The organism is Actinophytocola sp. (assembly GCF_009379765.1).
Classification (GTDB): domain Bacteria; phylum Actinomycetota; class Actinomycetes; order Mycobacteriales; family Pseudonocardiaceae; genus Actinophytocola.
Map to the genome: position 1 here is coordinate 1 of NZ_WHTD01000136.1, position 22,131 is coordinate 22,131.

Genomic DNA, 22,131 nt, shown 5'->3' on the forward strand with positions numbered 1-22,131 from the left:
CGAGGACGTGATGCACGCCCTCGCCGAGCTGATGGACAACGCGACCCGGTTCTCCGCGCCGTCGGAGGAGGTGCACGTCTACGTCGAGGAGCTGCACACCGGCGTCGTGGTGACCATCGAGGACGGCGGCCTCGGGATGAAGCCGCAAGCCTTGGAACGCGCGGAGGCCGCCGTGTCGGCGAGCGCGCCGCTGGACATCGCAAAGCTGTCCGGCACCCGGCTCGGCCTCGCGGTCGTCGGCGCCCTGGCCCGCAAACACCAGCTGCACGTCTTCTTCCGGCCGTCCTCGCGGGGCGGCACGGGTGTGGTGATCCGAATCCCCAACCAGCTGATCGTCCAGCCGCGCTGGGACTCCGCGGGGACCGCTCCGCAGCCGGTGGTGCGCGAGCCGGGCGCCGCCGCGAGTGCCGAGGCGGCCGCCGGCACGGTGTCCGGCACGGCCACCGCGGTGATCGAGGACGAGCAGCGCCCGGTGCTGCCGAAGCGCCCTCGCGGGCACACGCTGGCCGCCGCGACCCGGGCCGCCGAGCCGGACGAACCGCGGCCCGCCCGCCCCAGCACCGACCTCGGTGCGCGGTTCAGCGCCTTCCACCAAGGAAGCCGTGCCGGCCAGACCGGCGACAACGGTCCGTCCGCCCCTCTGGAGGATGAATCCCGATGACCACGACGAACGCGAACCTCGAGTGGTTGCTGGAAAACCTGCTGACCAACACCCGCGGAGCCGCGCACGCGCTGGTGCTGTCCCGGGACGGGCTCAAGCTCTGCCACACTCGCGGACTGACCATGGACAAGGCCGACCAGCTCTCCGCGATCTCCGCGGGGGTCCAGGCACTGTCCCAAGGGGCGTCGGTCGAGTTCGGTGACGGCTCCGGCGGCGTGCGCCAGTCGATGACGGAGTTCCACGGCGGCATCCTGTTCATCGTCGAGGCGGGCGAGGGCGCCCATCTCGCGGTGCTCGCCACCGAGGACGCCGATGTCGGCCTCATCGGGCACAACATGAACGAGCTGGTCGAGCAGATCGGCGAGTTCCTCACCGCACCGCCCAGGAAACCGTTGCGCAACAGCCAGCCCGCATGATTCGTCGGGAGCTCGACAGCGAGGATCCGGACCGGCTCTACACCCTCACCCGTGGGCGCAGCCGGGCGGAGAACCACGGCCTGGACCTGGTCACGTTGATCGTGAGCATGTCCGACCCGGCCCCCGGCATGCAGTCCGAGCACGTCCGGATCCTGCAGATCTGCCGGTCGCCCGTCGCGGTCGTCGAGATCTCCTCGGAGCTGCGGCTCCCGGTGAGCGTGGTGAAGATCCTTCTGTCGGACATGCTCGCGGCCAACCAGATCTCCGCCCGCCACCCGTCCTCGACCCGCGCCAGCACTCAGCTGCCCGACGCCGCGTTCCTGAAGAAGGTGCTCGTTGGACTCAAAAATCTCTGACCGCCCCACCCACGTACCGCTGCGCAGCACGGCGACCGAGGGCCTGAAGATCGTCGTCGTCGGCGGGTTCGGCGTCGGCAAGACGACCATGGTCCGCTCGGTGAGCGAGATCCGCCCGCTGTCGACCGAGGAGGTCATGACCCAGGCCGGCGCCGGCGTCGACCAGAACAGCGGCGCGGCCGGAAAGACCACGACCACGGTCGCCTTCGACTTCGGCCGGATCAGCCTCGACGACGAGATGGTGCTGTACCTGTTCGGCGCGCCCGGCCAGGAACGGTTCTGGTTCCTGTGGGACCGGCTGTTCTCCGGCACGCTCGGCGCGGTCGTCCTGGTGGACACCCGCCGGCTGGAGGACTCCTGGTACGCCATCGACCGCCTCGAACACCACGGCACCCCGTTCATCGTGGCACGCAACAACTTCCCGGAGTCGACGGCCGACCTGGCCGCCGTCCGCGAGGCGCTGTCGCTGTCCGACGACGTGCCGCTGATCGACTGCGACGCGCGGGACCGCAACTCGGCCAAGCAGGTGCTGATCACCCTCGTGAACCATCTCTACGCCATGACCACCGCCCGGGAGGCCACGTCATGACCGACGTCCAGCACTCTGCAGATCTCGGGGCCGACCCCGATACCGGCCCGGTTCGGCTGTACGGCCCGCAGTTCGAGGCCGACCCGGCCGCGCTGTACGCGGAGATCCGGCGCCAGCACGGCCCGGTCGCTCCGGTCCTGCTCGAAGGCGAGGTGCCCGCCTGGTTCGTGTGCGGGTACCGGGAGGTCCACCAGGTCACCACCGACTCGCAGCTGTTCGCCAGGGACACGAGGCGGTGGAACGCCTGGACCAGCGTCCCGGACGACTGGCCGCTGGCGGCCTACGTCATCTACAACCCGTCGGTGATGTTCACCGAAGGGCCCGAGCACCGGCGCCGGGCCGGCGCGATCAGCGACGCGCTCGACGCGGTCGACCAGTTCGAGCTGAGCTCGCAGTGCGAGCGGATCGCCGACGAGCTGATCGACGAGTTCGCCGGTTCCGGCGAGGCGGACCTGATGGCGCAGTACGCCGAGCGGATCCCGCTGCGGGCGGCGGTGTCCATGTGTGGCATGGCCGCGGCCGACATGCCGGGCATGGTCCGCGACCTCGGCCTCTCGATCGACTCCTCCGGGCAGGAGTCCATGGACGCCTACGGCCGGGTGCAGCAGGCGATGGCCCAGCTGGTCGCGGACAAGCGCGAGCATCCTGGTGCGGACGTACCGTCCCGGCTGCTCGAGCACGACGCGAACCTCACCGACGAGGAGATCGTGCTCGACCTGCTCGTGGTGATGGCCGCGGCACACCAGCCGACCACCTACTGGATCGGCAACACCATCCGGCTGCTGCTGACCGACGCGCGGTTCGCCACGACCCTGTCCGGTGGCCGGGCCAGCGTCGGGCAGGCGCTCAACGAGGTGCTGTGGCAGGACACGCCGACGCAGAACTTCATCGGCCGCTTCGCCACCCGCGACACCCGGCTCGGCGGCCAGCGCGTCCGCGCGGGCGACCTGCTCGTGCTCGGCCTGGCGGCGGCGAACTCGGACCCGCACGTGCGGCCCGGGAACGAGGCGGCGAGCGGCAACCGGGCGCAGATGTCCTTCGGGCACGGCGAGCACGGCTGCCCGTACCCGGCGCCGGAGCTCGCCGAGGTGATCGCCAGGACGAGCATCGAGGTGCTCCTCGACCGGCTGCCCGACCTCACGCTCACCGTGCCGGCGGAAGCGCTGACCTGGCGCCCGTCGATCTGGATGCGGGGCTTGACCGGGCTGCCGGTCACCTTCACCCCGACCTACGTCCGCTGACCCGCCGCCGAATGCCCTGAACGACGCGCTCGGGACGTCGAGCGTCCCGAGCGCGTCGTTCAGGGCATCGCGGGTCGGCCGGTCGCTACGACCCGACCGGCGTGAACCGGATCGGCAGCGACGCCGGCCCGCGGGTAAACACTCCCCGCTCGACCGGGCTCGCGCCGTCGGCCAGCTCGAGGTCGGGCATCGCGTCCAGCAGCTGGTTGGTCGCGACCTCGATCTCGGTCTTGGCCAGCAGCGCACCGACGCAGAAGTGGCGGCCGAGCGCGAAGGACAAGTGGTTGGCCGCCGCCGAGAACGCGGTGTTCGTCGGCAGGTCCGCGCGGAAGATGTCGAACGAGTCGGGGTCGGCGAACCGCCGCGCGTCGCGGTTGGCCGCACCGATGAGGCAGGTGACCGTGCTGCCCGCGGGGATCACCCCGCCGCTGACGGTCACGTCCTCGGCCGGCTGGCGCATGATCATGTGCACCGGCGGCGTATACCGCAGTGTCTCGGCGAACGCCTGCGGGACCAGGCTTCGGTCCGCACGCACCGCGGCGAGCTGCTCGGGATGCTCGAGCAGGTTCTTGAACAGGCTGGCGACCGCCTTGTCGGTGGTCTCACCGCCCGCGGCGAGCAGCAGGCTCACGAAGGCCTTGATGTCCTCGTCGCTCATCCGGGTGCCGTCGACCTCGGCGGCGCACAGGGTGGAGAGCAGGTCGTCGCCGAGGTTCTCCCGCCGCTCCTGGATGATCGGGATCATGTACTCGGCGAGCTCCTCGCGGGTGCGCAGGCCCGCGGCGGCGATGTCGGCGTCCTGGCTGAGGTTGCCCAGGAACGCGATGATCGAGGTGTACCAGCGCTGGAACCGCGCGTGGTCGGCCGGGTCCAGCCCGAGCATGTCGACGATGACGTTGATCGGGAAGTGCGTCGCGAACTCTGCCACGAGGTCGACGGTCCCCTTGTCCCGGAAGCCGTCGATGAGCGCCCGGGCGTTGCGCTCGATCACCGGCAGGAAACGTTGCTCCAGCTCGCTTCCCCGGAACGCGGGGGCCACCAGCGCGCGGCGCACGGAATGCTCACGCCCGCTCATCTGCAGGATCGTCTTGCCGTGCACCGGTTCGAGCTGCCAGTCGTAGTTGTCGGTGGTGAAGACGGGCTCCTTGAACGCCCGGGACACGTCCTCGTAGCGCGAGATGATGTAGCTCTGCATCGGCTCGTGCCACACCAGGGGCGGCGCGTCCAGCATGACGCGATATACCTGGTAGGGGTCCATCGCGAACTCAGGGGACAGAATGTCCGGCGCTTCGCGGGCCGCGGTCATGGTGCTCCCTCGGGGCAGCGTTGGGTGGGGATTGCCCATCCAGGCTAGCGATCATCGGCCGCCGTCAATCCGCCCGAGCGGCGATTCAGGCTGTTGGCCTAATGCCCCGTGACACAGAGTCGCGCGCGGATTAAGGGGAGATCCGAGCTCCCACCGGGTTCCCGTCAGGGGTGGGGAAGGGGCTTGCCGCCGCGTTGCTGGAGGTACTTGGCCATCAGGTCGGACTCGTTCTGCTGGCTCGTCACGATCTTGGCCGCGAGGTTGCGGACGTGGCCCTCGCTGGCGTGCTGGGCGCCGTACTCGGCCATTTCCAGGCCGCCCTGGTGGTGGCGCAGCATCAGCTGGAGGAACAGCACGTCCAGGTCCCGGCCGGAGAGCTTGCGCAGCTGGTTGAGCTCTTGGGTGGTGGCCATGCCGGGCATGCGCTGGACGGTGCCCGTCGTCCTGCCGCCTTCGCCGTTGCTGTGGCTGTGCGTGCCGCCTTCGGACATCCAGGCCATGTGGCCTCCGCCTGCGGGCGGCAGGTCGGGCTGCTCCCACACGGTGAGCCAGCCGGCCATCTCGCTGGACTGGGCCAGCTGGGTGGACTCGATGTCGAAGGCGATGCCGCGCAGCACCGGGTCGGTCGTGCGGTCGCGTTCGATGCCGGCCATCGTGACCGCCTGGAGGTGGTGCACGCGCATGTCCTGGGCGAACCCGACGTCCACCGACGAGGTGTCGGGTGGGGTGTCGGCACCGTTCCGGGACAGCGTCACGACCACCCCGCCCGCCGCGCCGACCAGCAGCATCACCAGCATGGCGGCGACCAGCACCAGCATCCGGCTCGCCGACGAGCGCGGCTCCGGCTCGTCGTCGTAGTCCTCGGCGTCCTTGAGATCGGCGTCATCGAGGTCGTCGAACTCCTGGTCGGCGGCCTCGATGTCCGCCGACCTCGGCGACTCGGCCGGCTCGGTGTCCGAGGAGCTCACTGGCTTGGCGGGGCGCTACCGGTGGCCGCGGGCGCCGTCGAACCGGCCGGCGGCGCGGTGCCGGACGCGGGCGGAACGGTTCCGGTCGCCGGCGGCTGCTGGCCGCTCTCGTCCGGGGCCTCGATCGCGCCCTTGCCGTCCATCGTCACCGCGTCCGCGCCCGGCTTCTCGGCCACGAACGGCGGCGGGTTGGTCGGGTCGAAGCCGGTGCCGTCCGAGTCGCAGCGACCGCCCGGCTCCGGGTTCTGGTACTGGTTCTCGCGCAGCGAGTCGATGAAATGGGTGATCCGCTCGTCGTCGGCCTTGTCCACCTTGAGCTGGTGGCCCCAGGACTGCAGCGAGATCGGCTTGTCGAGCCCGGGGTAGGGCGACAGCATCATGTACGGCTGGCCCTCGACCTTGGACTTGAGCGTGTCCAGCGCCCCGCCCTTGATCTTGTCCGGGTTGTACGCGATCCACACCGCGCCGTGCTCGAGCGAGTGGACCATGTTCTCGCTGCGGACCGCCTTGTCGTAGACGGTGCCGGCGCAGTTGGCCCAGGACTGGTCGTGCGGGCCGCCGAACGGCGGGCTCTGGTCGTAGGCCACCCGCTGCTCGGCGGTGACGTGCTGGGCGCCGTCGTAGGTCACCTTCTTGATGCCGTCGATGTTGTCCGACGGATCCTGGTTGTCCTCCGACGCGACCCACTTCTCCTTCTCGTTGACCTGCGTGAAGGCGTAGGTGAACACGCCGCCGGCCAGCAGGACGATCACGATGACCCCCATGATCATTCCCCACGGCTTCGGCTTGCCGGCGCGAGCGATCGAGCTGCGCGAACGCCCGTTCTTCGTGGGGCCACCCTTGCCCTTGGGCTTACTCGCGCCCTTGCTCTTCGTCCCGCTCGCCATGCCGGTCACGGACCTCGTCTCGTACAGGGAAGACCTACTGCAGCGGTCAAAGTGTAAGGACCCGGTGTGGGGTCCTCGTCAGGCACCGTCTACAGGCATCGCGCCGGGGCCGGGCGGGCCCGGCTCGAACGGCGGCGGGTTGCTCGGGTCGAAGCCGGTGCCCTCGGCGTCGCACCGGGCGCCCGGCTCCGGCGTGGTGTAGTCGTTGGCCCGAAGTGCGTGGATGAACTGGTCGATCCGCTCGTCGCCCGCGTCGTCGAGCTTGAGCTGGTGGCCCCAGGACTGCAGCGAGATCGGCCGGTCCAGGCCGGGGTAGGGCGAGAGCATGAGGAACGGCTCGCCGTCCACCCGCCGGGCGAGCGCGTCCAGGTCGTCACCCTCGACCGCCTCCGGGTCGTAGGCGACCCACACCGTTCCGTGCTCGAGCGCGTGGACCATCTGCTCGTTGCGCACCGGCTGGTCGTAGACGGCGCCGTTGCACTCGGCCCAGACCTGGTCGTGCGCGCCGCCGAACGGCGGGGACTTGTCGTAGGCCACCCGCTGGCCGGGGTCGGCGTGCTTGCCGGCCGGGTACTCGACGACCTCGATGCCGTCGATGCCCTTCGACGGGTCCTCGTTGTCCTCCGACGGCGTGAAGTCGCCGCCACCGGACGAGCCACCGGAGGAGGGCGGCGACTCGGCGGACTCGGTGTCGGCGGTGCCCTCCCCGGTCGCGACCCCGGTGGTCTCGCTCGTGCACCCCGCGAGCAGGGTGAGGCAGGCGAGGGCCGCGGCGAGCCCGCGGCGCGTGTGCGTCGTGTCGATGGTGATCTTCCTCCCGATCCGGACTCCCCGGGCAAGCCTATGGCCGAGGCCACTCCGCCGAGTTCGAACGGGCTACCTAGACTTCTCCGGGTGACTCCCGCCGCGCTTGCCGACCTCGTCCGCGCCGTTGCCGTGGACGTGCTGACCAGCCGAGACCTCGATCATGCCGCCCTGCCGCCCGCGGTGACCATCGAGCGCCCGAGAAACCCCGAGCACGGCGACTACGCGACCAACCTGGCGCTGCAGGTGGCGAAGAAGCTCGGTGTCGCCCCGCGCGACCTCGCCGGCTGGCTCGCCGACGCGCTCACCGGCCGGGACGGCGTGGCCACCGCCGACGTCGCCGGTCCCGGCTTCATCAACCTCCGGCTCGCCGCCGACGCGCAGGGCGAGATCGTCCGCCAGGTGCTGGCGGCCGGCGACGGTTACGGCCGCGGCGCCGCGCTCGCCGGCAAGAAGATCAATCTGGAGTTCGTCTCGGCCAACCCGACCGGGCCGCTGCACCTCGGCGGCACCCGCTGGGCCGCGGTCGGCGACGCGCTCGGCCGGCTGCTCGGCGCGCAGGGCGCCGACGTCGTGCGCGAGTACTACTTCAACGACGCGGGCGCGCAGATCGACCGGTTCGTCCGCTCACTCATCGCCTCCGCCAAGGGCGAGCCGCCGCCCGAGGACGGCTACGCGGGCGCGTACCTGTCCGACGTCGCCGCCGAGGTGCTGCGCACCGAGCCCAACGCGCTGTCGCTGCCCGACGCCGAGTGCGCCGAGACGTTCCGCCGGATCGGCGTCGGCCTGATGTTCGCCGAGATCAAGCGGAGCCTGCATGACTTCGGCACCGACTTCGACGTCTACTTCCACGAGGACTCGCTGCACGCCTCCGGCGCGGTCGGCGAGGTCGTCGAGGAGCTCAAGACCCACGGCCACCTCTACCCGGCCGACGGCGCGTGGTGGCTGCGCTCCACCGAGTTCGGCGACGACAAGGACCGGGTGGTCATCAAGTCCGACGGCGACCCCGCCTACATCGCGGGCGACATCGCCTACTTCCGGGACAAGCGCCGCCGCGGGTTCGACCTGTGCATCTACATGCTCGGCGCCGACCACCACGGCTACATCGCCCGGCTCAAGTCCGCGGCCGCCGCGCTCGACGACGACCCGGCCGCGGTCGAGGTCCTCATCGGGCAGCTGGTCAACCTGGTCAGCGACGGCAAGCCGGTGCGGATGAGCAAGCGCGCGGGCACCGTGGTGACCATGGAGGACCTGGTCGACGCGGTCGGCGTCGACGCGGCCCGCTACGCGCTCATCCGGTCCTCCGTGGACGCCTCGCTGGACATCGACCTCGACCTGTGGAGCAGGCGGACCAGCGACAACCCGGTGTTCTACGTGCAGTACGCGCACGCCCGGCTGTCCTCGCTGGAGCGCAACGCCGCCGAGCTCGGCATCAAGGTGCCCACCGTGGACACCGAGGCCGACCTCTCGCTGCTCACCCACCAGCGGGAGGGTGAGCTCATCCGCACGATCGGCGACTTCCCCAAGGTGGTCACCACCGCTGCCGAGCTCCGCGAGCCGCACCGGGTGGCCCGCTACCTCGAGGAGCTGGCCAGCGCGTACCACAAGTTCTACGACAGCTGCCGCGTCCTCCCGCAGGGCGACGAACCGGTCACCCCGCTGACCACCGCCCGGCTCGCCCTCTGCGCCGCGGTCCGCCAGCTCCTGGCCAACGGCCTGCGCCTGCTCGGCGTCACGGCCCCGGAACGGATGTAGCCCGGTGCCCCGGACCCCATGCCCTGAACGACGCGTTCAGGACGCTCAGCGCCTCGAACGCGTCGTTCAGGGCATGGCGACTCACGGTGGAGGGCACTGATGCGCGCACACCCGGCAGGGCCAAGACACGCGGAAGTCCTGCCGCCGGGCCACATCGGCATCCCGCGACCGTCCACAGGGGACGAGCTGGACGAGCTGTTGCCGGCCGTCTGGCCGCGCAACGCCGGCCGGGGCGATGACGGTGTCGTCCGGCTGGCCGGCGTGGACGTCCGGGACCTGGCGACCGAGTTCGGCACCCCGCTGTTCGTCATGGACGAGGCCGACTTCCGCGCCAGGTGCGCCGAGCACGCTCGCGCGTTCGGCGACCCGGCGCTCGTGCACTACGCGTCCAAGGCGTTCCTGTCCGTCCAGGTGGCGAGGTGGGTGGCCGAGGAGGGACTCTCGCTCGACGTGTGCAGCGGAGGCGAGCTCGCCATCGCGCTGCGCGCCGACTTCCCGGCCGAACGGATCACGTTGCACGGCAACAACAAGTCCGCCGACGAGCTCGCCACGGGGGTGGCCGCCGGCGTCGGCGCGGTGGTGCTCGACTCGTACTACGAGATCGCCCGGCTGGACAGGATCGCCCGCGACCACGGCATAGTGCAGCCGGTCCTCGTCCGGGTGACCGTCGGCGTCGAGGCGCACACCCACGAGTACATCGCGACCGCGCACGAGGACCAGAAGTTCGGCTTCTCGCTGGCCGGCGGGGCCGCCGCCGAGGCGGTCCGCCGGGTGCTGGGTTCCCCTGGACTGAGGCTCGTCGGGCTGCACAGCCACATCGGCTCGCAGATCTTCGACGCCAACGCGTTCGAGGTGTCCGCGCACCGGGTCATCGGCCTGCTCGCGGAGCTCCGGGACGAGCACGGCGCCGACGCGCTCGCCACGGTGTCCACCGTGGACCTCGGGGGTGGGCTGGGCATCGCCTACACCGCCGACGACGACCCGCCGCCGCCCGGCTGGCTCGCCGAGCAGCTGCGCACCATCGTGGCCAAGGAGTGCGAGCAGGCCGAGCTTCCGGTGCCCAGGATCGCCGTCGAGCCGGGCCGGGCCATCGTCGGCCCCGGCACCGTCACGCTCTACGAGGTCGGCACCATCAAGGACGTCGAGCTCGGCCACGGCACCGCGCGCCGTTACGTCAGTGTGGACGGTGGGATGAGCGACAACATCCGCACCGCGCTCTACGACGCCGAGTACGACTGCCGGCTGGTGTCGCGCCTGTCTGACGAGGGCGGCCGCGGGACGGACCCGATGCTGTCCCGGGTGGTCGGCAAGCACTGCGAGTCCGGCGACGTGGTCGTCCGCGACTGCTGGCTGCCGGAGAACCTCGGCCCCGGCGACCTCATCGCGGTGGCCGCCACCGGCGCATACTGCTACGCGATGGCCAGCAGCTACAACCGCCTGCCGAGGCCCGCCGTGGTCGCCGTGCGCGACGGCGAGGCCACGCTGCTGCTGCGCCGCGAGACCGTCGACGACCTGCTGCGCCTGGAGGTCCCATGACGATCCGCGTCGCCATGCTCGGGTGCGGAACCGTTGGCGCCCAGGTGGTTCGGCTGCTCACCGAGCAGGCCGGCGACCTCACCGCACGCATCGGCGGCGAGATCGAGCTCGCGGGCATCGCGGTACGCCGACCCAACCGGCACCCGGACATCCCCGCACACCTCGTCACCACCGATGCCGCCGCGCTCGTCGCGTCCGATGTGGACATCGTGGTCGAGGTCATCGGTGGCATCGAGCCCGCGCGCACCCTGCTCACCGACGCGCTCCGGGCCGGCAAGTCCGTGGTGACGGCCAACAAGGCGCTGCTCGCCGAGTACGCCGCGGAGCTGTTCGCCGCCGCGGACTCCTCCGGCGCGGACCTGTACTTCGAGGCCGCGGTCGCCGGGGCGATCCCGCTGCTGCGCCCGCTGCGCGAGTCGCTCGCCGGGGACCGGATCACCCGCGTGATGGGCATCGTCAACGGCACCACCAACTACATCCTGTCCGCCATGGACTCCTCCGGCGCCGGCTACGCGGAGACCCTCGACGAGGCGTCCCGGCTCGGCTACGCGGAGGCCGACCCGACGGCCGACGTGGACGGCTACGACGCCGCGTCCAAGGCGGCCATCCTCGCCTCGATCGCCTTCCACACCAGGGTCACCGCCGCCGACGTGTACCGCGAGGGCATCAGCGCGGTCACCCCGGCGGACATCGCCGCGGCCAAGGCGCTCGGCCGGACCATCAAGCTGCTGGCCATCTGCGAGCGCGTCGACGGCAGCAGGACGGCGGACGGCGCCGAGGCGGTCGCGGTCCGCGTGCACCCGGCGATGATCCCGCGCAGCCACCCGCTCGCCGGCGTCGGCGGCGCGTTCAACGCGGTGTTCGTCGAGGCCGACGCGGCCGGCTCGCTGATGTTCTACGGCCAGGGCGCGGGCGGCGCGCCCACCGCGAGCGCGGTGCTGGGCGACCTGGTCGCCGTGGCACGCAACAAGGTCGTCGGCGGGCGCGGGCCGGGGGAGTCGTCCTATGCCGCGCTGCCGGTCCGCCCGGTGTCCCAGGTGGACACCCGCTACCACGTCAGCCTGGACGTGGCCGACCGCGCGGGCGTGCTCTCCGCGGTGGCGTCGGTGTTCGCCGAGCACGACGTGAGCATCGCGGCGGTCCGCCAGCAGGGCCGCAGCGCGGACGCGAGCCTGGTGGTCGTGACGCACTCGGCGCCCGACGCGGCCCTTCGCTCCACAGTGGACAAGATCGCGGGGCTGCCGGTGGTGCACGAGGTCGTCAGCGTGATGCGGGTCGAAGGCGAGGAACCATGACAGCAGCGGCCGGCGTGCGGCCCGGGTGGCCCGGGGTGATCCACGCCTACTCGGACCGGATCACGCTCCCCGACGGCGCGCGGGTGATCACCCTGCAGGAGGGCGGCACCCCGCTGCTCGAGGCGACACACCTCTCGGAGCTGTCCGGCTGCCGGGTGTTCCTCAAGGTCGAGGGCGCCAACCCGACCGGCTCGTTCAAGGACCGCGGGATGACCGTGGCGATCAGCCACGCGCTCGCCCTCGGCGCCACCGCGGTCATCTGCGCGTCCACCGGCAACACGTCCGCCTCGGCCGCCGCCTACGCCGCCCGCGCCGGGCTGACCTGCGCGGTTCTGGTGCCGAGCGGCAAGATCGCGATGGGCAAGCTGGCCCAGGCGGTCGCGCACGGGGCGCGCATCCTGCAGATCGACGGCAACTTCGACGACTGCCTCGAGCTCGCCCGCAAGACAGCCGTCGAGTACCCGGTCGAGCTGGTCAACTCGGTCAACCCGGTGCGGCTCGTCGGTCAGCAGTCCGCGGCGTGGGAGATCTGCGACACGCTCGGCCGCGCACCGGACATCCACTGCCTCCCGGTCGGCAACGCGGGCAACATCACCGCGTACTGGAAGGGCTACGGCGGGTACGCCGACGAGGGCGTGGTGCCGGGCAGGCCGAAGATGTTCGGCTTCCAGGCCGCGGGCGCCGCGCCGCTGGTCCTCGGCGAGCCGGTGCGCGACCCGGACACGATCGCCACCGCGATCCGGGTGGGCAACCCCGCGTCCTGGGTCGGCGCGATCGCCGCGCGGGACGCGTCCGGCGGGCTCATCGACGCGATCCCGGACGAGCGCATCATGCACGCGTACCACCTGCTCGCGAGCCGGGAGGGCGTCTTCGCCGAGCCAGCGTCGGCGATCAGCGTGGCGGGCCTGCTGGCCACCGCCGCGGACGGCCGGATCCCGGCCGGCTCGCTCGTCGTCTGCACGGTCACCGGCCACGGCCTCAAGGACCCCGACACCGCACTCGCGGGGATGCCCCCGGTCGAGCCGGTCCCGGTGTCGCCGGGAGCGGTGGCCTCCGCGCTGGAGCTGGCGTGAACACTGCCGGCGTTCGGGTCACCGTCCCGGCCTCGACGGCCAACCTCGGCTCCGGGTTCGACGCGCTCGGGCTCGCGCTCGGGTTGTACGACGTCGTCGAGGTCACCGTCACCGAGAGCGGTGTCAAAGGCACGGTCAGCGGCGAGGGCGCGGATCTCGTGGTCGACGAGAACCACCTCGTCGTCCGGGCGCTCATGGCGACGGCCGGCACGCTCGACCTCGAGCTGCCCGGCGTGGAGCTGGCCTGCGTCAACACCATCCCGCACGCGCGGGGTCTCGGCTCGTCCGCGGCGGCCGTCGTCGCCGGCATCGCCGCCGGTTACGCCCTTGCCGACCGCGAGCTGGACGATGCCGCGCTGCAGCTCGCCGCCGCGTTCGAGGGCCACGCCGACAACGCCGCCGCGAGCCTCCACGGCGGCCTGGCACTCGCCTGGTCCACCCCTGGACCGACCTACCAGGCGGTGCGGTTCGAGCCGCACCCCGCGCTGCGGCCGGTCGTGCTGGTCCCGGCCGAGCACTCGGCCACCTCGCTCACTCGCGGCCTCCTCCCTTCCGCCGTGCCCCATGTGGACGCCGCGTTCGCCGCCGGCCGGTGCGCGCTCGCGGTGCACGCGCTCACCACGTGGCCCGACCTGTTGCTCACCGCCACCGAGGACCGGCTGCACCAGGACTACCGCGCCAACGCGTGGCCGAACACCATGCGAGTGGTCCGTGAGCTTCGCGCGAACGGTGTCGCCGCAACGGTTTCCGGCGCCGGCCCGGCCGTGTTCGCCGCGACGACCGACGGTCGGCTACCGACCGGGGTCGACACCGCGGGCTTCACCGTGCGCGAGCTGCCGGTGGACCGGGACGGGGTACGAACCGAACGGATCGGAACAAATTCCAGGTAGGCGGTGTTGTGCTTTTCAGCCACGCCGGTGGACCCGGTTGTTGCACCGGTACGCAGGTCCGTCTACCCTCAGGGGCGTTCAGTCACCGCGCGTACGGGCGCCCGGTGTCGTTCCCGGGGAATTCTTTCCGGGTCGCATCATCCGTTGAGATGCCGACTCGGCCTCGTCGAGGCCGGAGTCGACGCTGGCGGATACCGAAAGCCGCGTGGTGACGGATACAGCTCCGTGTTGACGACTCGTCGTCCGCAATGGCGAAACTGCCAGGTGGCCACGGTCGTGACGGCGGTCCATCAACCGGGGCATTCGCCGTGCCGAGTTCATCGGACGGCGGTCCGCTGGTACACGGGTCCACCCAAACGGAGGCGGGGACCTGGTCAGGAAGGACATGAGTGAGCAACACTGATCTGCTGGGTAGCGAAACAGCCAATGGCACGGTGGATTCCGCGTCCGGGTCTGTCGCCGACGCGGCCGGCACCGAGACCACGCCGCGCACCAGCACAAACGGGGGTACGACCAAGCGGCGCGCCGGTCTGACGGGCATGGTGCTCGCCGAGCTCCGCGAGCTCGCCGGCCAGCTGGGCATCACCGGCACCGCCGGTATGCGCAAGGGCGACCTGATCGCCGCGATCAAGGAGCGGCAGGGCGCCGGCGGTGGCTCGAGTGCTGCCAAGGCGGCACCGGCCAGCTCGGACACACTCCCGCTCGGCATCGAGTCCGACCGTCGCGGTGCCGGTGACCAGCCGGAACAGCCCGCGAAGGCGGACACCGCGACGAAAACCGACGCACCGCGCAAGGAAGCCGACCAGGTCGACGGCGAGGACGGCGGCCGCCGCGACGGCAACCGACGGCGCCGGGCAGGCCGTGCGGCCGGGAGCCCGGAGCCCGAGCAGCGCACCGACGACAAGCCGGCGGAGAAGTCCGCCGACAAGCCGGCGGACAAGCGTGACGACCGGGCCGGTGACCGTGGTGGTGACCGTGGCGACCGGGCCGGCGGCGACCGTGGTGACCGGGGCGGCGACCGTGACCGTGGCCGGGACCGCAACGCCGACCGCGGCAACGATCGCGGCAACGACCGCGGTGACCGGGGTGAGGGCCGGGGCGGCCGCGACCGCAACGACCGCAACCAGGGGCGCAACCAGAACCGGGACCAGAACCGGGACCGGGACAACGGCCCGGACGACGATGACGACGAGGACGGTGGCCGGCGTCGCGGCCGGCGCTTCCGGGACCGCCGCAGGCGCGGTGGCAGCGGGGGCGGCCGGAGCGAGAGCCCGGACACCGAGGTGCGCGAGGACGACGTCCTGCTGCCCGTCGCGGGCGTGCTCGACGTGCTCGAGAACTACGCGTTCGTGCGGACCTCGGGCTACCTGTCCGGTCCCAACGACGTCTACGTCTCGCTCTCGCTCGTGCGCAAGTACGGCCTGCGGCGCGGTGACGCGATCACCGGCATGGTGCGCCAGCCGCGCGAAGGCGAGCAGCAGCGGCAGAAGTTCAACCCGCTGGTGCGCGTCGAGACCATCAACGGGCTGGACCCGGAGCAGGCCAAGAACCGCCCCGAGTTCACCAAGCTGACACCGCTGTACCCGAACGAGCGGCTGCCCCTCGAGACCGAGTCGCACCTGCTCACCACCCGCGTCATCGACCTGGTGATGCCGGTCGGCAAGGGGCAGCGCGCGCTCATCGTGTCGCCGCCGAAGGCCGGCAAGACCTCGGTGCTGCAGGCGATCTCCAACGCGATCACCACCAACAACCCCGAGTGCTACCTGATGGTCGTGCTCGTGGACGAGCGGCCGGAAGAGGTCACCGACATGCAGCGGTCGGTGAAGGGCGAGGTCATCGCCTCCACCTTCGACCGCCCGCCGGGCGACCACACCACCGTCGCGGAGCTGTCCATCGAGCGGGCCAAGCGGCTCGTCGAGATGGGTCACGACGTGGTCGTGCTGCTCGACTCGATCACCCGGCTCGGCCGTGCCTACAACCTGGCCGCGCCCGCGTCCGGCCGGATCTTGTCCGGTGGTGTCGACTCGACCGCGCTGTTCCCGCCGAAGCGGTTCCTCGGCGCGGCACGCAACATCGAGGACGGCGGCTCGCTGACCATCTTCGCCACCGCGCTGGTGGAGACCGGGTCCGCGGGTGACACGGTGATCTTCGAGGAGTTCAAGGGCACCGGAAACGCCGAGCTCGTCCTCGATCGCAAGATCGCCGACAAGCGCACGTTCCCCGCGGTCAACGTCGACGCGTCCGGCACCCGCAAGGAGGAGCTGCTGCTCCCGCCGGACGAGCTCGCGGTCACCGTGAAGCTGCGCAGGGTCCTGCACGCGCTGGACAACCAGCAGGCCATCGACCTGCTGCTCACCCAGCTGCGCAAGACCCGGACCAACATCGAGTTCCTCATGCAGGTGGCGAAGAACACACCGTCGGTCAACGATGACTAGGACTGACGACTAGGACTGACGATTAGACCGACGACTGAGCTCGCTCTCCTCGGCGTCGGCCTGCCGGCACAGGATCACCAAGGTGACCAGTGCCGGCAGGCCGATCGCCGTCGCGACCCAGGTCGGGATCGTGAGTCCGCCGACCACCAGCCCGGCGCCGAAGATGGCGGTGGGGTAGCCGATCCGCAGGTACCGGCGCCGGCCGGGTGACCAGGACTCCGGGCGCACGTCGATGAGCGCGGCCACCGCGGCGGCCGCGCCGCACAGGGCGCTCGAGAGCGTTGCCTGCCAGTCGGCGTCGACGAGCACGCCGAGTACCGCGACCAGGCCGAGCACGGCGGACGCGAACAGTACGGGGATGGCCAGCCAGACGCCCAGTGGCAGCGGCCGGCCGGACAGGTCCAGAATGCCGGAGCGCACCCGAGAAGTGTGTCCCCGGTGCGTGAACACGAATGGCTGACTTCGACGAGCGTCCGGGTGGTTGCGGCGGGAGGCCCGCGGCACGCGATGAGCGGTCGGTGTTCGGAAAGGGCCCGCCGGAATACCCCCTCAGCGGGGCGTGTTGAACCGAGCGTCCAGCCATCTGGCAGACTGTTAGGTCGAGTCCGGCTCCGGTTCACCCCGAACCAACGGGGACCCGGCGGCCATTGAGAAAGGGCAAGATCTGTGAAGACCGGTATCCACCCCGAGTACGTCGTGACCGAGGTCGTCTGCGGCTGTGGGAACACGTTCACCACGCGCAGCACCAAGAAGTCGGGCAGCATCCACGTCGAGATCTGCTCGAACTGCCACCCGTTCTACACGGGCAAGCAGAAGATCCTCGACACCGGCGGCCGGGTCGCTCGCTTCGAGGCCCGCTACGGCAAGCGGCAGAAGACCAAGTAGCTACGTCCTCGGCGCCTCGATCGAGGGTGACGTGCGTCCGCGGAGAGCGCGGACCACATCGCTCTCGCGTAATTTTTGGGGGCCGAGCCCCCAAGCCCCACGGTGCGAGCTCCTCCGACCCCGGCGTGGTTACGTTCGTTGTGGACCAGCGCCGAAGAGTTAGGAGATCCCTGTGGACTCGACGTCGCTCAAGGAGCTGCTGAACGAGTACACCGAGCTGGAGCACTCGCTCGCCGATCCGGCGGTGCACGGCGACCAGGACAGGGCCCGCAAGCTCGGCCGGCGCTACGCCGAGCTGACCCCGACGGTGAAGACGCTGCGCGAGCTGGAGTCGGCCCGCGACGACCTGGCCGCTGCCCGCGAGCTCGCGGCGGAGGACGACACGTTCGCCGCCGAAGCCGCGTCCCTGTCGGAGAAGGTCCCCGCGCTGGAGGCCAAGCTCACTGAGCTGCTGCTGCCGCGCGACCCGCACGACGGCTCGGACCTGCTGCTCGAGATCAAGTCCGGGGAGGGTGGCGACGAGTCGGCGCTGTTCGCCGGCGACCTGCTGCGGATGTACCTGCGGTACGCGGAGCGGCACGGCTGGCGGACCGAGGTGCTCGACGGCACGGAGACCGAGCTTGGCGGGTACAAGGACATCACGGTCGCGATCAAGAGCAAGGCCGCCGCTGCCGACGGCGTCTGGTCCCGGCTGAAGTTCGAGGGCGGCGTGCACCGGGTGCAGCGTGTCCCGGTCACCGAGTCGCAGGGCCGGATCCACACGTCCGCGGCCGGGGTGCTCGTGTACCCGGACGTCGAGGACGTGGCGGTCGACATCGACGAGAAGGACCTGCGAATCGACGTGTTCCGGTCCTCCGGCAAGGGCGGGCAGAGCGTCAACACCACCGACTCGGCGGTGCGGATCACCCACCTGCCGACGGGGATCGTGGTGTCCTGCCAGAACGAGCGGTCGCAGCTGCAGAACAAGACCCGCGCGATGCAGGTCCTGCGCGCCCGGCTCACGGCGGCGGCCGAGGAGGAGGCGGCGAAGGCGGCCGCGGACAACCGGCGCAGCCAGGTCCGGACCGTGGACCGCTCCGAGCGCGTGCGGACCTACAACTACCCGGAGAACCGCATCTCCGACCACCGGGTCAACTACAAGGCGTACAACCTGGACCAGGTGCTGGACGGCGAGCTGGACGGCGTGCTGGACGCGCTGGCCACGGCCGACCGCGACGAGCGCCTAGCCTGGGTAGGCGGCCCAGCCCAGCCTCCTACTGACCAACGCAAGCTCAGGGGACCGTGACGTCTCCCAGCCACCAACCACCAGAGGTCCGCACCATCCGCCGGAACGCAACCAACACTTTTAATCCCGGGGAGGCGGACCAGTGACCCGACAGCCGTTGCGCCTGGCCATCATCGAGGCCGAGCGCATCCTCGCCGCCGCTGGGGTGGCGTCGCCCCGGGTCGACGCCGAGCTGATCGCCGCGCACGTCCTCGGCGTCGAGCGCGGCAAGCTGCCGCTCGTGCCGCTGGTCGACCCGCAGGTCATCGACGCGATCGGACAGCTCGTCAACCGGCGGGCCAAGCGGATCCCGCTGCAGCACCTGCTCGGCTGGGCGTCGCTGGGCGCGGTCACCGTCGAGGTCGGTGCCGGCGTGTTCGTGCCGCGGCCGGAGACCGAGCTGCTCCTCGAGTGGGGGCTCGGGGCCGTCAAGGACGTCGAGAACCCGCTGATCGTGGACCTCTGCACCGGCTCGGCCGCGCTCGCGCTGGCGTTCGCGCACGAGCGGCCGGACGCCGCCGTGCACGGCGTCGAGCTGGACGTCAACGCCCTGGCGTGGGCCCGCCGCAACTCCGACATCCGGGTCGAGGCGGGCGACCGGCCGATCGTGCTGCACAAGGGCGACGTCGCCGACCCGACGCTGCTCACCGACCTCGACGGCCGCGTCGACCTGCTGGTCTGCAACCCGCCCTACGTGCCGGTCGCCACCGCGGTCCCGCCGGAGGTGGGGGAGCACGACCCGTTCCACGCGGTGTTCGCCGGCTCCGACGGCCTGCAGGTCATCAAGCACGTCGTCGCCTGCGCGGCGCGGATGCTGCACGTGGGTGGCGCGTTCGCGATGGAGCACGACGACTCCCAGGCCGAGTCGGTCCCGGCGCTGCTGTCGACCCGCCGCGTGCTGACCGACGTCGAGGACCACCAGGACCTGGCCGGCCGCCCGCGGTTCGTCACGGCGCGCCATTCCTAGGGCCGGGAGTTCGCGACCATCTCGTCGTAGATGGGCAGCATCCCCGGCCACCTGGCCTGCGGGCCGGACGCGAAGATGAAGTACTCGACGCCGTCGACCAGCCAGAACAGCGACCGCACGTGCTGGGTGCCGCTGCCGTCGTTGTGCTCGTACTCCCACTCGATCGCCTGGTGGCCCGCGTAGGTCGCGTGGTTGAGGCCGATGCGCTCGTACTCGGCGGTGCGCTCGGCGAACTTGGTCTCGTACGCGAGGTGCACGCCCGCGATGTCCCGCGACGTGGCCGTCGCGCCGCCGTAGCTCACGAAGCGGCCGCTGTCGCTCGGGTCGGTGGCCCGCATCGCGCCGGGACCACCCGCTCGGGCGATGGTCCAGCCGACCGGGATCACCGTCTGTACCCGCGCGGGCCCGGAGACCCGCTGGAAACCGTGTGGCGGCGGGGACGTGGTGGCGCCCGTCGTCGTGTCACCGCGTGAGTCCTCGGAGACGTAGGTCGGGATCGATGCCGCCGGCCCGGCCGCCGCCGGTACCTCGGGTCTGATCAGTAAAGCGGCCCCCAGCACAGCGCTGACCACCAGATACACAACGGCGCAGCAGATCGCCAGCCACCTGGAGCTGAGCGATCGCACGGTCGCCACGACATTCACCTCGTACACCACCCCCGACACAGGTCTACCGAGAGTAACGTGCCGCGCGGGGTGATCCAATGCTTCGAGCGTGGCAGGACGTGATCGTCAAATGGCGGCTGGTGCCCGACGACCTCCCGGGTAACGACCCGGAGGGCGCCCAGCACGCCGATTTGGCCAGGTCCGCGCTGCTCGACGGCCGCTTGGACGATGCGCTCACCGAGTTCGGGCACGCCACACGGTTACGGGATCATCCACTCGATCAGGTGGGGATCGGCGACGTCCACCTGGCCCGCGGCCGGTGGGACGAGGCGGACGAGCGCTACCAGCGCGCGCTGGCCGCCGGAGGCGCCGCCGCGCTCCTGGCCCGGCTCGGCATCACCCAGGTGCTGATCGGCGAGGGCCGCGCCGCCGGGGCGATCGCCGACCTCGAGCACCTGGTCGCCGACCGCCCGCACGACCCGACGCTGCGGTACTACCTCGCGAGCGCCTGGTACTCGGTGGCCGAACAGAGCCGGTCGCGCACCGCGGACGACACCCTGGTGATCACGAGCGAGCAGCAGCTGCTCATCTGCGAGCAGGCCGCCGAGCGGATCCTGACCCTGAAGACCGGCGACGACGAGCTGGACCGGGGCGCGGAGCACCTGCTCAACGAGGTCGCCATGGGCAGGCGGTGGACCTGGGCGCCGGAGGGGATCGCGGTCAGCCTGGCGGTGCTCACCGTGGCCTTCGGTCTGATCACGGTGGTCGCGGGTGGGCTGATGGGCAGCGCGCTGGTGGTGATCGCGGGCGTGGTCGTCGGCGCGGGCCTGCTGTTCGCGATCGTGTGGCGGTTCCGGCGGCAGACGTGGCGCCGCCGCGCCGACGAGATGGCCTCGGAGATCACCCGGAAAGGCGTATGAGCGGGAGTGGCGGAGCGAACCATCCAACACCGTGCGCGGAGGAACGAAGCGAACCATCCAACACACGTAGGGCTAGCGACTGTTGCCCGGTGAGGGAGCGATAGGTGTAGGGGTGAACTTGAGGGAGTGGGTGTTGGAGCGGGGGGTGCATCCGAAGACGGCGTACCGCTGGTTTCGGGAAGGCATTCTGCCGGTGCCCGCTCGGCGTGCGGGGCGTCTAATCCTGGTGGACGCCGACCCGAAGCCGGTCGTGGTGGGCAAGGTGACGGCGTACTGCCGGGTTTCCAGCGCCGAGCAGAAGAATGACCTTGAGCGGCAGGTCGGGCGAGTTGTGACTGGGGCGACGGGGCTTGGCCTGTCGGTGGGCCAGGTGGTGTCCGAGGTCGGGTCGGGTATGAACGGCCATCGCCGCAAGCTCACCAAACTCTTGTCAGACCCGGCCGTTACGGTCATCGTCGTGGAGCACCGTGACCGGATCACCAGGTTCGGGTTCGAGCATCTGGCCGCGTCGATGTCGGCGTGTGGGCGGCGGATTGTCGTGCTGGATGCGACCGAGACCAGTGATGACCTAGTTCGCGATGTCACCGAGGTTCTCACCTCGTTGTGTGCCCGCCGGTACGGACGCCGTTCGGCATCGCGTCGAGCGGCGAAAGCGGTCGCGGTCGCCACTGACAGTGGCACTGACAGTGGGCTTGGATGAGTACCGCCACGGTGCTGCAGGCCTACCGGTTCGCGTTGGACCCGAGCGCCGCGCAGGCCCGTGATCTGGAACGGCACGCGGGGGCGGCCCGGTTCGCGTTCAACTGGGCGCTCGCGCAGGTGAAGGCGAACATCGGCCAACGGAGGGCTGAACGCTCCTACGGCGTGGATGGTGAGGACCTCACTGCTTCGCTGGGATGGAACCTGCCCGCGTTGCGTCGCGCCTGGAACGCCGCCAAATCCGAGGTCGCCCCGTGGTGGAGTGAGTGCAGCAAAGAGGCGTTCAACACTGGCCTGGACGGTGTAGCCCGTTCGTTGACGAACTGGGCAGACTCCAAGTCCGGCAAGCGGGCCGGCCGCACGGTGGGGTTCCCGCGCTTCAAGGCCCGCCGTCGCATCACACCCAGCGTGCGGTTCACCACCGGGGTGATCCGCGTTGGTGTGTCGTGCGTCGGGTGCAGGGTGTAGTTCCAGTCGCCGTGCCAGGGGTCGCGGGTGATCGGGAGTTCTTTCATTTCTTTGTTGCTGATCTCGATGCCGGTGGGGTAGTCGCCGGTGTCGAGTTGAGCGGTGACGGTC

At 71.0% G+C, this 22,131-nt stretch carries 22 protein-coding genes and 1 pseudogene; 17 read left to right on the forward strand and 6 right to left on the reverse strand.

The window, feature by feature from the left end; genetic code table 11:
• The 5 genes from GEV28_RS31525 to GEV28_RS31545 all read left to right on the forward strand — a co-directional run.
• Positions 1 to 661: ATP-binding protein (locus GEV28_RS31525; RefSeq protein WP_291416113.1), on the forward strand; the 661-nt coding region annotated here is incomplete at its 5' end.
• The gene (locus GEV28_RS31530; RefSeq protein WP_291416115.1) at positions 658 to 1,077 is read left to right on the forward strand and encodes a roadblock/LC7 domain-containing protein; all 420 of its coding nucleotides are present in this window, start codon (positions 658 to 660) and stop codon (positions 1,075 to 1,077) included. The genes GEV28_RS31525 and GEV28_RS31530, both read left to right, overlap by 4 nt.
• On the forward strand, positions 1,074 to 1,433 hold the full coding sequence (locus GEV28_RS31535) for a DUF742 domain-containing protein (RefSeq protein WP_291416117.1): 360 nt from the start codon (positions 1,074 to 1,076) through the stop codon (positions 1,431 to 1,433). The genes GEV28_RS31530 and GEV28_RS31535 overlap by 4 nt, the downstream gene beginning before the upstream one ends.
• Complete coding sequence (locus GEV28_RS31540) at positions 1,414 to 2,022, forward strand: ATP/GTP-binding protein (RefSeq protein WP_291416119.1); 609 nt, start codon at positions 1,414 to 1,416, stop codon at positions 2,020 to 2,022. The genes GEV28_RS31535 and GEV28_RS31540 overlap by 20 nt, the downstream gene beginning before the upstream one ends.
• On the forward strand, positions 2,019 to 3,263 hold the full coding sequence (locus tag GEV28_RS31545) for a cytochrome P450 (RefSeq protein WP_291416121.1): 1,245 nt from the start codon (positions 2,019 to 2,021) through the stop codon (positions 3,261 to 3,263). Before GEV28_RS31540 ends, GEV28_RS31545 begins: the two co-directional genes overlap by 4 nt.
• A gap of 85 nt (positions 3,264 to 3,348) precedes the next feature.
• Here the strand turns inward: GEV28_RS31545 and GEV28_RS31550 are convergent, their stop codons facing one another.
• The 4 genes and pseudogenes from GEV28_RS31550 to GEV28_RS31565 all read right to left on the reverse strand — a co-directional run.
• On the reverse strand, positions 3,349 to 4,569 hold the full coding sequence (locus tag GEV28_RS31550; protein WP_291416124.1) for a cytochrome P450: 1,221 nt from the start codon (positions 4,567 to 4,569) through the stop codon (positions 3,349 to 3,351).
• 164 nt (positions 4,570 to 4,733) lie between these two features.
• Positions 4,734 to 5,537 carry a DUF305 domain-containing protein gene (locus GEV28_RS31555; RefSeq protein WP_291416126.1) on the reverse strand — a complete coding sequence of 268 codons (804 nt, stop codon included), beginning with the start codon at positions 5,535 to 5,537 and terminating at the stop codon, positions 4,734 to 4,736.
• A complete protein-coding gene (locus tag GEV28_RS31560; protein WP_291416159.1) occupies positions 5,534 to 6,424 on the reverse strand; it encodes a DUF3105 domain-containing protein in 891 nt (296 codons plus the stop codon). The genes GEV28_RS31555 and GEV28_RS31560 overlap by 4 nt, the downstream gene beginning before the upstream one ends.
• Positions 6,425 to 6,502: 78 nt before the next feature.
• Positions 6,503 to 7,060, reverse strand: a pseudogene (locus tag GEV28_RS31565) (DUF3105 domain-containing protein); the annotation flags it as partial.
• Between the two features lie 258 nt (positions 7,061 to 7,318).
• Here GEV28_RS31565 and argS point away from each other — a divergent pair.
• From argS to rho, 6 genes are all read left to right on the forward strand, one after another.
• Positions 7,319 to 8,983 (forward strand): arginine--tRNA ligase, encoded by a 1,665-nt coding sequence (gene argS / locus GEV28_RS31570; protein ID WP_291416128.1) that lies wholly within the window; start codon positions 7,319 to 7,321, stop codon positions 8,981 to 8,983.
• Between the two features lie 99 nt (positions 8,984 to 9,082).
• Positions 9,083 to 10,519, forward strand: a complete 1,437-nt coding sequence (gene lysA / locus GEV28_RS31575) for a diaminopimelate decarboxylase (protein WP_291416130.1) — start codon at positions 9,083 to 9,085, stop codon at positions 10,517 to 10,519.
• On the forward strand, positions 10,516 to 11,814 hold the full coding sequence (locus GEV28_RS31580; protein WP_291416132.1) for a homoserine dehydrogenase: 1,299 nt from the start codon (positions 10,516 to 10,518) through the stop codon (positions 11,812 to 11,814). Before lysA ends, GEV28_RS31580 begins: the two co-directional genes overlap by 4 nt.
• On the forward strand, positions 11,811 to 12,887 hold the full coding sequence (thrC, locus tag GEV28_RS31585; RefSeq protein ID WP_291416134.1) for a threonine synthase: 1,077 nt from the start codon (positions 11,811 to 11,813) through the stop codon (positions 12,885 to 12,887). The genes GEV28_RS31580 and thrC overlap by 4 nt, the downstream gene beginning before the upstream one ends.
• Positions 12,884 to 13,777, forward strand: a complete 894-nt coding sequence (gene thrB / locus GEV28_RS31590; protein ID WP_291416136.1) for a homoserine kinase — start codon at positions 12,884 to 12,886, stop codon at positions 13,775 to 13,777. The genes thrC and thrB overlap by 4 nt, the downstream gene beginning before the upstream one ends.
• 389 nt (positions 13,778 to 14,166) lie before the next feature.
• Entirely contained in the window at positions 14,167 to 16,212 is a 2,046-nt protein-coding gene (gene rho / locus GEV28_RS31595) for a transcription termination factor Rho (RefSeq protein WP_291416138.1), read from the forward strand.
• Positions 16,213 to 16,221: 9 nt separating this feature from the next.
• Here rho and GEV28_RS31600 read toward each other — a convergent pair whose 3' ends face one another.
• The gene (locus GEV28_RS31600) at positions 16,222 to 16,632 is read right to left on the reverse strand and encodes a hypothetical protein (protein WP_291416140.1); all 411 of its coding nucleotides are present in this window, start codon (positions 16,630 to 16,632) and stop codon (positions 16,222 to 16,224) included.
• A gap of 246 nt (positions 16,633 to 16,878) precedes the next feature.
• Between GEV28_RS31600 and rpmE the strand changes: the two genes are divergently transcribed.
• The 3 genes from rpmE to prmC all read left to right on the forward strand — a co-directional run bounded on the left by rpmE (position 16,879) and on the right by prmC (position 19,328).
• The gene (rpmE, locus tag GEV28_RS31605) at positions 16,879 to 17,097 is read left to right on the forward strand and encodes a 50S ribosomal protein L31 (protein ID WP_291416142.1); all 219 of its coding nucleotides are present in this window, start codon (positions 16,879 to 16,881) and stop codon (positions 17,095 to 17,097) included.
• Between the two features lie 172 nt (positions 17,098 to 17,269).
• Entirely contained in the window at positions 17,270 to 18,382 is a 1,113-nt protein-coding gene (prfA, locus tag GEV28_RS31610; protein WP_291416145.1) for a peptide chain release factor 1, read from the forward strand.
• A gap of 82 nt (positions 18,383 to 18,464) precedes the next feature.
• A complete protein-coding gene (gene prmC / locus GEV28_RS31615) occupies positions 18,465 to 19,328 on the forward strand; it encodes a peptide chain release factor N(5)-glutamine methyltransferase (RefSeq protein WP_291416147.1) in 864 nt (287 codons plus the stop codon).
• Here prmC and GEV28_RS31620 read toward each other — a convergent pair.
• Complete coding sequence (locus GEV28_RS31620; protein ID WP_291416150.1) at positions 19,325 to 19,963, reverse strand: hypothetical protein; 639 nt, start codon at positions 19,961 to 19,963, stop codon at positions 19,325 to 19,327. The genes prmC and GEV28_RS31620 overlap by 4 nt on opposite strands.
• A gap of 68 nt (positions 19,964 to 20,031) precedes the next feature.
• Between GEV28_RS31620 and GEV28_RS31625 the strand changes: the two genes are divergently transcribed.
• From GEV28_RS31625 to GEV28_RS31635, 3 genes are all read left to right on the forward strand, one after another.
• Positions 20,032 to 20,853, forward strand: a complete 822-nt coding sequence (locus GEV28_RS31625; RefSeq protein WP_291416152.1) for a hypothetical protein — start codon at positions 20,032 to 20,034, stop codon at positions 20,851 to 20,853.
• A gap of 112 nt (positions 20,854 to 20,965) precedes the next feature.
• Positions 20,966 to 21,553: an IS607 family transposase gene (locus GEV28_RS31630; protein WP_291416155.1), complete on the forward strand. Its 588-nt coding sequence runs from the start codon at positions 20,966 to 20,968 to the stop codon at positions 21,551 to 21,553.
• A complete protein-coding gene (locus tag GEV28_RS31635; protein ID WP_291416157.1) occupies positions 21,550 to 22,020 on the forward strand; it encodes a helix-turn-helix domain-containing protein in 471 nt (156 codons plus the stop codon). The genes GEV28_RS31630 and GEV28_RS31635 overlap by 4 nt, the downstream gene beginning before the upstream one ends.
• Positions 22,021 to 22,131 lie beyond the last annotated feature (111 nt).